This window comes from Streptomyces sp. TLI_185, assembly GCF_003814765.1.
GTDB lineage: Bacteria > Actinomycetota > Actinomycetes > Streptomycetales > Streptomycetaceae > Streptomyces.
This window is the reverse complement of record NZ_RKRB01000001.1, coordinates 10,324,719-10,338,359: the sequence shown is the minus strand read 5'-3', so window position 1 is coordinate 10,338,359 and position 13,641 is coordinate 10,324,719. Positions and strand designations below refer to the sequence as shown.

Sequence of the window (13,641 nt, the reverse complement as noted above, 5' to 3'; positions counted from 1 at the left end):
GGGGGCATGTCTGCGGGTACGGCTCAGAGGTCGAGGACGATGCGGTCACCGCGGGAGCGGGACACGCACGGGAGCATGCAGTCGTTCGCGGCCCGTTCGTGGTCGGCGAGGATCGAGTCCCGGTGATCGGGCGTCCCTTCCAGCACCGGCGTGAGGCAGGTGCCGCAGGTGCCCTGCTCGCAGGAGGACAGGACGTCGGCTCCCACCTGTCGTACGGCGTGCAGGACGGAGGTGTCCGGCCTGACAGTCACGGTGCGGTCCGTTCGCGCAGCGCGGCGATCCTGCGGCGTTCCAGCAGCGACAGATACCGGCCTGACCGGGATGTCTCTGGCAAGTAGTCCGGCTTCAACCCGCCGTTCTCCGCCCGCCACCGGTAGCCGGTCTTCCGTCCGATCCCGAGCTGCCTGCACGCCTCGACGCTGCCCCACCCCGGCCGCCAGAAGGCGCCAGTACTCGGCCTCGAGCTCTAGCCTGCGCTTGCGTCCCCGCCTTGCCATCAATACTCCGCAATGATCAAGGAATGTTGCGACAAGCGTTAGAACCCAAGCGTCGGAACTGGGTCACGATTCCCGCGTCGCCGACAGACCACTTGGCACAGTCGGCGCACGCCGCCGTTCAAAGGGGGCGGCTCCACGAGCGGAGCCACGCATGCATCGGCCGCCCCTCTTGCTGAGCAGCGAATCGAGCGCAGCGAGGTCCGGCCACGCTGAGCTGTCGGACTGCGCCATCCGTCGCAGATCCCGCGCAGGAACGACTGTGCGCAAATCCCGCAACGCGCGCATCCTGCCGCTGCCATCCAACAGCCACAAACCAATGTTCCTCTTGCCCCAGGCAGCCTTGGCGCCGACCCCTTGGGTCCCCAGGACCTTCGGCTGGCCCCGCGAAGGCATCCACTCGGCCAGCTTCCACCGGAAGTACTCGCCGTATGCGCTGCTTTCCGGCATGGCCCGCTTGGCATCCTGGGTGTCAGGGAACACCGCGTCAGTCTCTGTGTAGTCGAGAAACCGGTAGGGCATCCGCCGCCCTTTCCGTGAGCGCACCACCCTGAACCATGGGTTGGACAGCGCGGTGGGAGCCGCTGCGCGCTTGGCGGGCTGCTCAGCCCGCGCACTGCGGTAGGCAGCCTGCTTGCACGCGTCGCTGCAGTACTTGCGCGTACGCCCGCGGGCCTTTTGCACGAAGGGCGGCGTGGTACAGCCGACACGCTGGCACCGATGGACAGGTACCTCTTTGACACCCTCCCAGACCAGGGCCGAGTGCTGCGGACCCGTCCGGCCCAACAGCTCCTCACGCAGTTGGGGCCCGAACTCCGAGTCCCGCAGTCTGATCAGCAGGCTCCTGATGAGCTCCTGCAAACCCGCTACCGTCCAACCGAACTGTCGGGCCATCTGAACGAGTGGAGCCCCGTGCAGATAGTCGAGCAGGAGCCACCGTTCGGAGTCCCGCAACACCTTGCGCAGAGCACGCCCGAGGACGTCATCGCCGATCCGGCGGCTGACGGGATCCTTGTCCGGCCAGTACTGTTCTCGCCTCACTGCGCTCCTCCCCCGCCCGGCTCCACAACCGCCGTACTGTCCGGCGACGTCGCACCGCCGGAGAGCGTGGGATCGGCCACCGGCCCCTGGGGGCTTGCCCCCGGTCCCGCACTGAGGCCAGCCTGCCCGACTCCCATCGGCAGCGACTTGAAGAGCCTCAGAAGCGTCCGCCCGCTGCTGTCCAGCATGACTGGCAGATCTTCGAGCCGCGCACGGCGGATAGCCAACGCAGCCAGAACGGCGTGGGCGACGAGCGCGGCGTGACGACCGAATCACAGTTGGTCGATTGTCCAAGACGCCGGTTAGCATGGAGTGAGCTTTTCACTCTTGATGGAACGGTGGGCCGAATGTCTCGCATGGCAGCGAAGGATCGACGGGAAGAACTCATCGCCGCGGCGTTCCGCGTCATGATCCGCGACGGAGTCGTCAAGACCACGACACGCGCTGTCGTCAACGAGGCGAAGATGCCGCTGGGCGTTTTCCACTACTGCTTCAACTCACGCGAGGAACTCCTCCAGGAAGTCATCACCCGCATCACGGACAGCGGTGTGGCCAAGGCCCGGAACGTATTCGAGGGAGAGGGCGACCTCGGCGCACGCATCGCCAGGAGCCTCTACGCCTTCTGGGAGGGAGTCGAGCTCAGCCCGGGAGAGCATCAGGTGGGGTACGAACTCACCCACTACGCGTTGCGTCAGGAGGGCCTTGAGGATCTGGCCCGCCGGCAGTACGAGCACTACCTGGAAGTCCACGAGCAGCTCCTCGCGGAAGCCGCCGAGAGCGCGGGCATCGAGTGGACGGTGCCCCTTCCCGTTCTGGCCCGCTACCTCAACGCGGTGCTGGATGGCGTCACGCTGTGCTGGCTGGCCGACCGTAACAGCGAGAACACCCGCGAGGTGCTCCGCCTGACCGGCGAGCACCTCATGAGCCTCGCCGCCAAGGACGTGTGAGGTGAGTCGCCGGTGAGCGCACGCTCATAGACACTTGCCGCCCCCTCGTCGGATGGCGGCCACACCAAAAAGTCGGGTGGGTGCGGCGGCCGTAGCCGCCGCACCCACCCGACTTGGTTTCCTGGGATCAGCGCGTCATGTCAGTCGAACAAGTCGGGCTGTTCCGCGGTGATCTGGTCCCACAGCGGACGGAACTGGAACCAGCCCGGCAGAGCGCCGGTGGTCTGCCCCCGCACCATGCGTGCCGTCTCGGAGTCGATGAGCTTCGGCTCGCCGGCGGCCATGGCCAGGAGCTGGGCCTGGCATGAGCGTTCCATGGTGATGAAGTACCAGGCCGCCTCGGCCACGGAGGCGCCGACCGTGAGCAGTCCGTGGTTTTGCAGGATGACCGCCTTGGCGTCGCCCAGGGCCACACCGATCTTCCGGCCTTCCTCCGTGTCGTTGACGACCCCGCGGTAGTCCGAGTAGATGCCGTGGTCCTCGAAGAAGGCACAGGCGTCCTGGGTGATCGGCTGGAGCGGGACGCCGAGGCTGGAGAAGGCCTTGCCGTGCACGGAGTGGGTGTGCGCGGCCGCGACCACATCCGGCCTGGCCCGGTGCACCTCGGAGTGGATACAGAATGCGGCGTTGTTGACCGGGCGCTTGCCTTCCAGGAGTGTGCCGTCGTGGTCGACGAGGATCAGGTCGGAGACGCGGATCTGGCTGAACGACATGCCGAAGGGATTGACCCAGAAGGCCGACGGGTTCTCCGGGTCACGGGCTGTGATGTGTCCGGCCACGCCCTCGGAGAATCCGAACCGGGCGAACAGGCGGAAGGCGGCCGCGAGTTCCTGCTTGCGGACCTGACGCTCCTCCTCGACGCTCAGGTTCTCCTGAGGCAGCGGCAGCGTGACGCCTTCGGGCATAGCGCCGACAGACGCGTGCGGGGCGGGTGTCGTGGTCATCGGGCTGGCCTTTCGTTGTCGGGTGGTCGATCGCACGGTCACTTGTTCCGGCGGCGCAGGCGGCTGCCGTACATGACATCCACCAGGCGCAGGATGGACCGGTAGGCCGAGGGGTCGAACGGGATCATGTGAGGGTCGCGGCGGGTCGGGAAGCGGTTCACGCTGACCGCCTGGAGCCGGGTGTACTTGCGGATTCCTTCGGCGCCGTGCCGGACACCAAGGCCCGATTCCTTCCAGCCGCCCATGGGCAGGCCGAGGGCCATGTAGTTGCTCTGGGCGTCGTTGATGGTGACGCAGCCGGCCTCGAGCTGCTCCGCGAGGTGCCGGGCGCGCTTCGTGTCGGAGCTGATGATGGTGGCCTGCAGGCCGTAGGTGCTGTCGTTGACGAGCCGGACGGCCTCCTCGGCACTTGCGACCTTCATCACGGGCAGCGTGGGGCCGAAGGTCTCCTCACGCATGCATTTCATGGTGTGGTCGACATCCACGAGCAGGGTAGGTTCGAAGAACCGGCCGGGGCCCGGTGCGGCGTGGCCTCCCGTGAGTACGCGTGCCCCTCGGCTCACGGCGTCCTCGACATGGCGTGCGATGATCGACATCTGGGGCGGGAAGGTCATGGCTCCCACATCGGTGCTGCCCAGCCCCGCCGGCCTGCCTGAGATGACCTCCTGGAACCGCTCGCGCAGCCTGGCGACGAAGGCGTCGTAGAGGGGCTCTTCCACGTAGACCCGCTCCACCGACGTGCACATCTGGCCTCCGTTGCACAGAGCACCGTGCAGGGTGACACTCACGGCTCGCTCCAGGGAGGCGTCGGCCAGTACGACCAGGGCGTCCTTGCCGCCGAGTTCGAGCGAGCAGGGGATGAGCCGCTCGCCCGCCCGCGCCGCGACGGCCCGACCGGTCTTCGTCGAGCCGGTGAACATCACGAAGTCGGCGGCGTCGACCAGAGCCTGGCCGGTGGTGCCGGCGCCGGTCACGACCTGGAACACGTCCTTGGGCCAGCCGCACTCGCGGGTCATTTTCTCCATGAGCAGCGCGGTCAGCGGCGTGTACTCGGAGGGCTTGAGGACGACCGCGTTGCCGGCGGCCAGCGCCGGGATGGCGTCACCGAAGGAGTTGATCAACGGGTTGTTCCACGGACCGATGACGCCGACGACGCCGAGCGGTACGCGACGGGTGTACATGCTTCGCCCGAGCACGAACGGCGAGAGCGAACGGATCTTCGTCTCGGCAAGGAAGTGCCGCGCGCGCTTGGCCCAGTAAGCGAAGGCGCTGACGCAGTAGACGATCTCGACGATCGCATCCTCTTCCGCCTTGCCGTTCTCCGCGACGATGGACTCCGTGACCTCCTGCCGGTGGGCCAGCAACCACTGACGGCCACGCGCGAAGAGTTCCGCACGGCTGCGGGCGCTCAATGCCGCCCAGCCCGGCTGCGCCCGCCGGGCTCGTGCGACCGCCTGCGCCACCTCTTGCGTCGACGCGTCGGTGACGTGGCCGACCACTGCTCCGGTCGCCGGATTGTCCACTGCTATCTGTGCGTCCGCCCGTGCGCCGTCTGGTGTGAGCGATCGAGTCTGAGCCACGGAAAAACTCCTGCCGGAACGTTGACTTCGGTTCGCCCAGAATGAGACGGTCGCCCGTACAAGTCAAGCGTCTTGTACGGGCGTCCAACTTTTGGGGGCGCCAGGGCAAACCGTCACCGAGGAGCAGCTGGATGAAGCGGATGACATCGGTCGCATTGAGCGGCTTCGGTGTTCCCGAGTCCCTGCGCTGGCATCAGGGAGCCCTGTGGTTCTCCGATCTGGCGCACGGCACGGTGCACCGCTGGGACGGCAGCGGAGAAGCCGAGACGATGCTCAAGGTGCCTGGCCGGGCCGGCGGGCTCGGCTGGCTTCCGGACGGGCGCATGCTCGTCGCTTCCATGGACGGAGGCGTCGTGTACCGGCTGGAAGCAGACGGCGAGCTCGTCGAGCACGCGGATCTGCGGCACCTTGTCGGCGGCCCGGTCAACGACATGCTCGTCGATCCGCTGGGGCGCGCGTACGTCGGCAACTTCGGCTTCGACTACCACGCGTTCGCCCGCGAGCACGCGAACGCCATGCTCTACGCGCCGCCCGGACCACCGAAAACGCCGATCGCATGCCTGGCCCCGGACGGGACTTTGCTGGGCGTGACGGAACCGGTGCTCTTCCCCAACGGATGTGTCCTCACGGCCGACGGCGCCACCATGGTGGCGGCCGAAACCCTCGCCATGCGACTCTCCGCCTTCCCCGTGCTCCCGGACGGCACTCTGGGCGAGCCCCGACCCTGGGCCCCGCTGATCTCACCGTTCCTGTGGCGTGCGGTGAACGATCCGGGACTGCTCGGCAGGATCACCCGGCGCGTCTCGGCACTCCTGGACCACCCGGCCATCGCCAAGCGCTCCGCCTCGCCGATCGCTCCCGACGGCATCGCCTGGCACAGCGACGGGGCAACGATGTGGATCGCGAACGCTTTGCGCGGCGAATGCGTGCGCGTGGCCGAGGGCGGCCGCGTCCTCGATCGCGTCGCGACCAGCCAGAACACCTTGAGCTGCCTGGTCGCAGGGCTCGACGGGCGCACCCTGTTCGCGGCGACTGTCCCGACCGACGATCCCGTTCGCGCCGCCGAGCTGAACGGCGGTCGCATCGAGATGTTTCGCCTGCGAATCCCTCGGTAACAACCGGGACCGATTTCATGTCGGACAGTTGACTTGGACAGACGACCAGGAGACTCTGTGGCCATGAGTGAAACGCCTGAAAACAGCCGGGTCCTTCTCGTCACCGGTGCGGCCTCCGGCATCGGCGCGGCGATCGCGGAGTTGGCGGTGGCACGCGGTCATCGGGTGATGCTGACCGATGTCAATGAGCAGGCCGTGCAGGCCCGTGTGCTCAGCCTGGGCAGCCGGGCCGCCGGCTGCGTGCTGGACATCCGCGATCCGGCAGCCTGGGTGAAGGCTTTCGAAGCGGCGGAGGCCGCGTTCGATGCCGTCGATGTTCTGGTCAACAACGCGGGCATCACTCACACCGGTCACGCGCGAGACCTCAGTCCCCGGCAGCACCGTGACATCGTCGAGGTCAATATGCTTGGCACCATTACGGGCACCTGCGCGGCGATCGAGCGGATGACCCCACAGGGCCGTGGCCACATCATCACCGTCTGCAGCATGACGGCGTTCCTCCCGCTGCCCGGATATGCCACCTACTGCGGCTCGAAGTACGGGGTGCGGGCCTTCCACCACAGCGTGGCCCTGGAGGAACGCGACGGGCCCCTGGACTTCACGATCATCCATCCTCCATCCACGCGCACGGGCATGCTCGACCAGGAGATGGCCGACCCCGCTTGTGCCATCTCCTTCGCCGAGAAGTCGTACGCGCCCGAGGACATCGCCAAGACCGTCGTCGACGCGATCGCCTCCAAACCGGTCGAGGTGGTGTTCCCGCCGCTGGGCGGTCGGGTCCAGCGGATCGCCGGTGTCTTCCCCCGCCTGATGCGGTGGGTGATACCGCTCGCCGAGGCCAGGGGCAGGCGACAGCGAGAACGCCTCATCGCCAAGGCGGGTGCCCATCAGCCCGGCACGGCACGGCCTTCGGACCGGTCCACCGTCTGACCCTTGCGGTTTCCGGCCGCCGCTGACCAGGCCGGTCAACGTCAACTACCGAGAAAGGGTGCGGATGTGAGCGCACATGTGGTGTCCCGGCCGGACGTGAAATCGGCCGTCTCTGCCCTCGCCGGCCTGAGCGAGGTCCGGATGGCCCAACTGAACCGAGCCACCGAGCACTTGGATCCGCCGTTCGCCGTGGTGGACCTGGACGCCTTCGACGCCAACGCCGAGGATCTGACGCGCCGGACGGGCGGGCTCGCCACCATCCGTGTAGCCAGCAAGTCGGTCCGCAGCCGCGAGTTGATCCAGCGTGCCGCCCAGTGGGAGGGCTACCACGGCATCCTCGCCTTCACTCTGCCCGAGGCCCTGTGGTTGGCAGAAGACCACGAGGACGTGGTCATCGGCTATCCGACCGCGGACCGCACCGCGCTGCAGCGGCTCGCGAAGGACGAGCGTGCAACTGCCCGCATCACCCTCATGATCGACTCCGTCGGCCAACTGGACTTCATCGACCATGTGGTGGGCGCTTCCCGGCCCGACCTGCGCGTGTGTATCGACCTGGACGCCGCGCTGGAACTGGCCGGCGGCCGCATCCACCTGGGCCCGTACCGCTCCCCCGTGCACTCCCCGCGACAGGCCGCGGCGCTCGCCCGGGAGATCGAGGGCCGCCCAGGGTTCCGCCTGGCCGGAGTGATGTCCTATGAGGGCCAGATCGCGGGCCTCGGCGACAACCAGCCTGGCTCCCCGATCAAGCGGGCAGCGCTGCGCGCCATGCAGCGTTTCTCCGCCCGCGAACTGGCCGACCGGCGCGCCGCCGCCATCGCCGCCGTCGAGGCCGTCGCACCGCTGGAGTTCGTCAACGGCGGGGGCACCGGCTCCATCGAGCAGACCGCGTCCGAGCACGTCATCACCGAGATCGGCGCCGGATCGGGCCTGTACGGGCCGGGCCTGTTCGACTTCTACCGGCGTTTCCGTCCGCGGCCTGCCGCCTATTTCGTCATGCCGGTCGTACGCCGCCCGACCGACAAGATCGCCACCGTGCTCGGGGGCGGCTGGGTCGCCTCCGGCCCGACCGGCCGTGACCGTCAGCCCACCCTGGCCTGGCCCCAAGGCCTGCGGATGAACCCCCTGGAAGGCGCGGGAGAGGTGCAGACGCCGGTGCTCGGCACGGCAGCGCACGGACTGCGCCTCGGGGACCACGTGTGGTTCCGGCACGCCAAAGCCGGCGAACTGTGCGAGCGAGTGAACACCCTCCACCTGGTGTCCGGAAACGAACACGTCGGCCAGGTCCTCACCTACCGGGGCGAAGGACACGCCTTCCTCTGACCACTCCCCATCCGCGGCCCAGTCTCCCGGAGGCCCGATGCTCCCCGACTTCGACTCCCCCGCTCCAGCCCTTGCAGGCTCCGTCGGCCAGGCCATCGCCCATGGGCCGGCCGAACCCGTCACCCGTCGCTGGACCATCCTGTACGGCCTGGTCTGGTTCGGCTTCTGGATGGCGAATCTCGTCCCCCTCCAGCTTCTGCTCCCTCAGCAACTGGAGACGATCGACCCGTCCTCCAAGGTCTACGACTTCGCCGTGGTCAACGGTGTCTCGGGGCTGGTCGCGCTCATCGCCCTGCCGCTGTGCGGCGCCCTGTGCGACCGTTCCCGCAGCTCCTTCGGCCGACGCAGACTCTGGCTCGCAGCAGGCGCGATGGCCTTCGCCGTCGGGCTGATCGTCACCGGCGCGCAGACGACCGTGACGGGTGTGGTGGTGGCGTGGGCGGCCAGCATGATCGGGCTCAGCGCAGCCACCGCCGGGCTCACCGCCGTCATCGCCGACCGTGTTCCCGAAGCCCAGCGCGGCATGATCTCCAGCGCCATCTACGGTCCCCAGGCCCTCGGCGTGGTCGTCGGCATCGCCCTCGTGTCGGCTTTCGGACTCTCTCCCATGTCCGGGTTCGCCGTCATCGCGGTCCTGCTGATCGTCTGCCTTGTGCCGTTCCTGGCCGCCCATCGCGACATCGCCTTCAACGCCGAGGCGCCGCTCAGCATCCGGGAACTGCTCGCGTCGATGGGCAGCTCCCTCAGGAACCGGGAATTCGCCTGGGCCTTCGGCGGACGGCTCCTGGTCAATCTGGCGAACTCGCTGGGCACGTGTTACACGCTCTATTTCCTCGCCGATGGCCTCAAGGTCTCTGATCCGGCCGACAGCCTGCTGATCTGCACCGTTCTCTATCTCCTGGCCGGCCTTCTGGCCACCACGGCCGCCGGTGTGCTGTCCGACCGCCTCGGCCGACGACGGATCTTCGTCGCCCTCGCGGCGCTGCTCCAGGCCGCATCCGGCTTCCTGCTGGCGAGCGCCCCAAGCCTCACCGTCATGATGGCGGCATCCGCTCTCATGGGCGGCGGCTTCGGTGCGTACATGGCCGTCGACCAGGCTCTGATCACACAAGTGCTCCCCGACGCCGAGAGCCGGGCCAAGGACCTCGGCATCATGAACATCGGCGCGGTCGTTCCCCCGGCGATCGCCCCGTTGATCGCCGGAGCGATCATCAGTTCGGAACACGGCTACCCACTTCTCTTCGCGCTCGTAGGCGCGGCCGCCGCCGTCGGAGCGGTCCTCGTCTACCGCATCCGTTCCGTCCGCTAGATACGCGAATGGCACCACCGCCCAGCTCACCGAGGAAAGAGGAGTGACATGGCAACGACCCGCTACGGCGCGCACGCGGGCAAGGACCGCGCGAACAGGAGTGTGTGGCGGAACTGGGCCGGGAACGTCACGGCCCGCCCAGTGAGGGACGTCGCACCCGCCTCGGTCGATGAGCTCTGCGCCGTTGTGCGCGAGGCGGCCGAGGACGGCCTGCCGGTGAAGCCCGTCGGCAGCGGCCACTCGTTCACCGCCGCTGCCGCGACCGAGGGCGTGCTGATACGGCCTGACCGCCTGACCGGCATTCGCGCCGTCGACCGGGAGGCCAAAACCGTGACCGTGGAAGCGGGCACACGGCTCAGGGACCTGAACGTCGCCCTGGCCCGGGAAGGCCTGTCACTCACCAACATGGGCGACATCATGGAGCAGACCGTCGCCGGCGCGACCAGTACGGGCACTCATGGCACGGGCCGCAGCTCGGCCGCGATCGCGGCCCAGATACGCGGCCTTGAACTGGTGACGGCGGACGGCTCGTTGCTCACGTGCTCCGAGAAGGAGAACCCGGACGTGTTCGCCGCTGCGCGCATCGGGCTGGGCGCGCTCGGGGTTGTCAGTGCCATCACGTTCGCCGTGGAACCGCTGTTCCTTCTCACCGCACGCGACGAACCGATGACGTTCGACAGGGTCACGGCGACGTTCGACGAACTCCAGGCGGCCAACGAGCACTTCGAGTTCTACTGGTTCCCGCACACCGGAAACTGCAACACCCTGCGCAACAACCGCAGCACAGGTCCGCTCGCCCCGATGGGCCGGTTCAGAGGCTGGTTCGAGGACGAGTTTCTCTCCAACTGTGTTTTCCAGGCAGTCAACTCGCTGGGGCGGGCCGTGCCCGCCGCCGTCCCGGCCATAGCGAGGGTGTCGAGCCGGGCTCTTTCCGCCCGCACCTACACGGACATCCCGTACAAAGTCTTCACCTCCCCACGCCGCGTGAAGATGATCGAGATGGAGTACGCCCTCCCGCGCGAGGCACTGATCGACGCCCTGCGCGAGTTGAAGGCCATCGTCGACCGTTCGGATCTGCGGATCAGCTTTCCCGTCGAAGTGCGTACGGCACCCGCGGACGACATCACCCTCTCCACAGCGTCGGGCCGGGAGAGCGGATACATCGCCGTCCACACCTACCGGGGCATGCCCTTCCGTGAATACTTCGCAGCGGCGGAGCGCATTTTCACCGCGCACGGCGGACGCCCGCACTGGGGCAAGCTGCACACACGTGACGCCGGCTACTTGGCGACGGCGTATCCACGCTTCGGTGAGTTCACCGCATTGCGCGAACGACTGGACCCTGACCGGCGTTTTGGCAACGAGTACCTGCGACGAGTCCTGGGCGACTGACCCAGCCTTCCCGTGACGCAACCCGAAGGTGGTAACACGTATGTCCTCCGCCCAACCGACGCCGGTGACGGACCTTCCCGCGCTTGACGACCTCATGTCTTTCGAGGACTTTTCCCGCGACTTCGTCGAGACCGCCCGAGAGCTCATACGCCGAGACGGAACAGGACTTCTCAAGGGCCCGGAGAACAGCCTTGTCGTCCTGCGCAACAAGGACGTCAGGGCACTGGCGGCGAATCCGGCTATGGGCAACATGCCGGCAGAGGTTCTGTTCTGGATGGCGACCGAGATGGATCTCGGCTCCGGGCCCGGCGTGAAGCCGGACCCCGAGCAGACCGCCGGTTTCGGGCAGTTCCTGCGGAATCAGGTGTTCACTTCCAACCCCCCGTTGCATCAGCCAAGCCGCAACATCCTCGTCCGGCAACTGACGCCCCGAAGCATCATGCGTTTCGTCCCAGCCGCGCAGCGCCTCGCAGAGGAACTCGTCAAAGAGTGCGCAGGACGGGAGCACATCGACTTCTCCCATGAGTTCGCCGGGCGCTTCGTCACCCGCTTCTGGGCCGAGCAGCTGGGCCTGAGCAGCGACCAGGCGGCACACGTCCAAGAACTCATGGAGGAGATGAACCTGACCTTCCTGCTCTCCCGTACACCCGAGCAGTCCCAGCGGATGTTCTCCGCTGCGGCGACCTACATGGACGTGGTCGGGGACGCGGTCCGGCAAGCCTGGGCCAAGAAGGACAACGAATTGCTCCTCGGCATGGCAGCCGACCTCGCCGCGATCGACCTCGAGGGCGAGCCTGAGGACATCGGGACGCTGGTGGCCGCCAACTTCTTCGACGGCTTCCACACGGTCGGCGTGGCGATCGTGAACGTCGTCTACCGCTTGCTGATCGATGAGGCGGCGCATGCACAGGTCCGGGCCGACCCGGCACTGGTCACCAACGCGTTCTTCGAGGGCACCCGACTGGAGTCGCCGCTGATGGTCAGTCAACGGCTGGCCCTGCAGGACGTCGAGCACCAGGGTGTGCTCATCCCCGCCGGTACTCCCATCGTCATGGTCTGGGCCGCGGCGAACCGTGACCCCGAGGTGTTCAGCGACCCCGACAGCTACCAGCTGACCCGTCCGATCCTGCACGGCACGACCTTCGGCGGCGGCGGCCATCTGTGTCCGGGCAGGAACGTGGCCCGGATGCTCACCGAGACCGTCGTGACCGCGCTGACCGCATCCGACATCGACATCACGCTGGCCAGTAACGAGCCCTCGTGGGTGCCTCACTCTCTGATGCGGCACATGACGAAACTGCCGCTCACCCTCCGACGGGTGAGCAAGTGAGCACCGTCGTCATCGTGGGGGCAGGTCAGGCGGGCTCGGAACTGGCCGTGGCGCTCCGGCAGACCGGCTTCGGCGACCGCATCGTCCTGGTCGGGGCCGAACGCCATCTGCCCTACCAGCGTCCGCCCCTGTCCAAAGCGTTCTTGCGCGGCAAGGTCGAGCACGAGGCACTGCGGACTCGCACCCTGGACGCCTACACCAACGCCGGCATCGAGATCGAACTCGACACTGCCGCGGTCGGAATCGACCGCCGGACACGATCCGTCACCTTGGCCGACGGACGCACGCTGCGCTACGACAAGCTGGCCCTCACCACCGGTGGCAGTCCGCGCCCTCTCCGATTCGGCCCCGACCACATCGCGGGCAGGACTCTGCATCACCTCGACGACGCGATAGCGCTGCGGCAGGAACTCCACTCCGGAGGCACCCTGCTGATCGTCGGCGGCGGATTCATCGGCCTTGAGACAGCGGCCGCCGCGACCGACATGGGGATCGCGGTGACGCTCGTAGAGGCCCAGCCGCGCGTCCTGGCCCGGACGTGCCCACCGGCCGTCTCCGCCTTCGCCGAACGCGAGCACCGCAATCACGGTGTCGATCTGCGCACAGGCGTGTCCGTCCGCAGCATCGCCCGGCGCGACGGAGCCCTCCTTGCGGAACTCAGCGATGACACCTTGGTCAGAGCCGACCTGATCCTGACTGGCGTGGGGATCGCTCCGAACGACACCCTCGCCACCACCGCGGGACTGGCCGTCGACAACGGTGTCCTGGTCGACGCCGCGGCCAGAACCGAGGACCCCGACATCGTCGCCGCGGGCGACTGCACGCGACAGTGGCACGGGTTCCTCGGCCGCAGCGTACGCCTCGAATCCGTTCAGAACGCCACCGACCAGGCCAGAATCGCGGCCCGGACCCTGTGCGGGAAGCCGACCGAGCGCTCTACGGCGCCCTGGTTCTGGTCCGATCAGTACGACCACAAACTCCAGATGGCCGGCCTGCCGCAGGCGGGCGACACGGCTGTCGTCCGCGGCGACCCGTCATCGCACTCCTTCACAGTGGTGTATCTGCGTGACGGCGTGATCACCGGCCTGCACGCGGTCAACCGGCCGCGGGATTTCACGGCCGGCCGGCAACTCGTCACGGCTCGGGCCGTGATGACCGGGGATGAAGCCGCCTCCGAAGACCTTCCGCTGTCCGAACTGATGAAGCGACACCAGTCCACCGTAGAAAGGCGTGCCTGAC

The 13,641-nt window shown here is 67.7% G+C and carries 12 protein-coding genes; 8 read left to right on the top strand and 4 right to left on the bottom strand.

Annotated features, from left to right (window positions below; genetic code table 11):
- Positions 1–23: 23 nt before the first annotated feature.
- A complete protein-coding gene (locus tag EDD92_RS52645; protein WP_399185314.1) occupies positions 24–497 on the bottom strand; it encodes a 2Fe-2S iron-sulfur cluster-binding protein in 474 nt (157 codons plus the stop codon).
- A 63-nt stretch (positions 498–560) separates the two neighbouring features.
- Entirely contained in the window at positions 561–1,535 is a 975-nt protein-coding gene (locus EDD92_RS47605; protein ID WP_123970073.1) for a hypothetical protein, read from the bottom strand.
- 356 nt (positions 1,536–1,891) lie between these two features.
- Between EDD92_RS47605 and EDD92_RS47600 the strand changes: the two genes are divergently transcribed.
- Positions 1,892–2,482, top strand: a complete 591-nt coding sequence (locus EDD92_RS47600) for a TetR/AcrR family transcriptional regulator (RefSeq protein ID WP_123970072.1) — start codon at positions 1,892–1,894, stop codon at positions 2,480–2,482.
- A gap of 140 nt (positions 2,483–2,622) precedes the next feature.
- Here EDD92_RS47600 and EDD92_RS47595 read toward each other — a convergent pair whose 3' ends face one another.
- Both EDD92_RS47595 and EDD92_RS47590 read right to left on the bottom strand, forming a co-directional pair.
- Entirely contained in the window at positions 2,623–3,426 is an 804-nt protein-coding gene (locus EDD92_RS47595; RefSeq protein ID WP_123970071.1) for a class II aldolase/adducin family protein, read from the bottom strand.
- Between the two features lie 38 nt (positions 3,427–3,464).
- Positions 3,465–5,006 (bottom strand): aldehyde dehydrogenase family protein, encoded by a 1,542-nt coding sequence (locus EDD92_RS47590; RefSeq protein WP_123970070.1) that lies wholly within the window; start codon positions 5,004–5,006, stop codon positions 3,465–3,467.
- A 131-nt stretch (positions 5,007–5,137) separates the two neighbouring features.
- On the opposite strand from EDD92_RS47590, the gene EDD92_RS47585 reads away from it, so the two are divergent.
- The 7 genes from EDD92_RS47585 (at position 5,138) to EDD92_RS47555 (ending at position 13,640) form a co-directional block, all read left to right on the top strand.
- Positions 5,138–6,121: an SMP-30/gluconolactonase/LRE family protein gene (locus EDD92_RS47585; protein ID WP_123970069.1), complete on the top strand. Its 984-nt coding sequence runs from the start codon at positions 5,138–5,140 to the stop codon at positions 6,119–6,121.
- 63 nt (positions 6,122–6,184) lie between these two features.
- Positions 6,185–7,051 carry an SDR family oxidoreductase gene (locus EDD92_RS47580; protein ID WP_123970068.1) on the top strand — a complete coding sequence of 289 codons (867 nt, stop codon included), beginning with the start codon at positions 6,185–6,187 and terminating at the stop codon, positions 7,049–7,051.
- Between the two features lie 66 nt (positions 7,052–7,117).
- Entirely contained in the window at positions 7,118–8,371 is a 1,254-nt protein-coding gene (locus EDD92_RS47575; RefSeq protein ID WP_399185311.1) for an amino acid deaminase/aldolase, read from the top strand.
- 37 nt (positions 8,372–8,408) lie between these two features.
- Positions 8,409–9,680, top strand: coding sequence for an MFS transporter (locus EDD92_RS47570; RefSeq protein ID WP_123970067.1), 1,272 nt, complete (start codon positions 8,409–8,411; stop codon positions 9,678–9,680).
- 48 nt (positions 9,681–9,728) lie between these two features.
- Positions 9,729–11,072, top strand: coding sequence for a D-arabinono-1,4-lactone oxidase (locus tag EDD92_RS47565; protein ID WP_123970066.1), 1,344 nt, complete (start codon positions 9,729–9,731; stop codon positions 11,070–11,072).
- A gap of 40 nt (positions 11,073–11,112) precedes the next feature.
- Positions 11,113–12,402, top strand: a complete 1,290-nt coding sequence (locus EDD92_RS47560; RefSeq protein WP_123970065.1) for a cytochrome P450 — start codon at positions 11,113–11,115, stop codon at positions 12,400–12,402.
- Positions 12,399–13,640 carry an NAD(P)/FAD-dependent oxidoreductase gene (locus EDD92_RS47555; protein ID WP_185124363.1) on the top strand — a complete coding sequence of 414 codons (1,242 nt, stop codon included), beginning with the start codon at positions 12,399–12,401 and terminating at the stop codon, positions 13,638–13,640. Before EDD92_RS47560 ends, EDD92_RS47555 begins: the two co-directional genes overlap by 4 nt.
- Position 13,641: the final 1 nt, after the last annotated feature.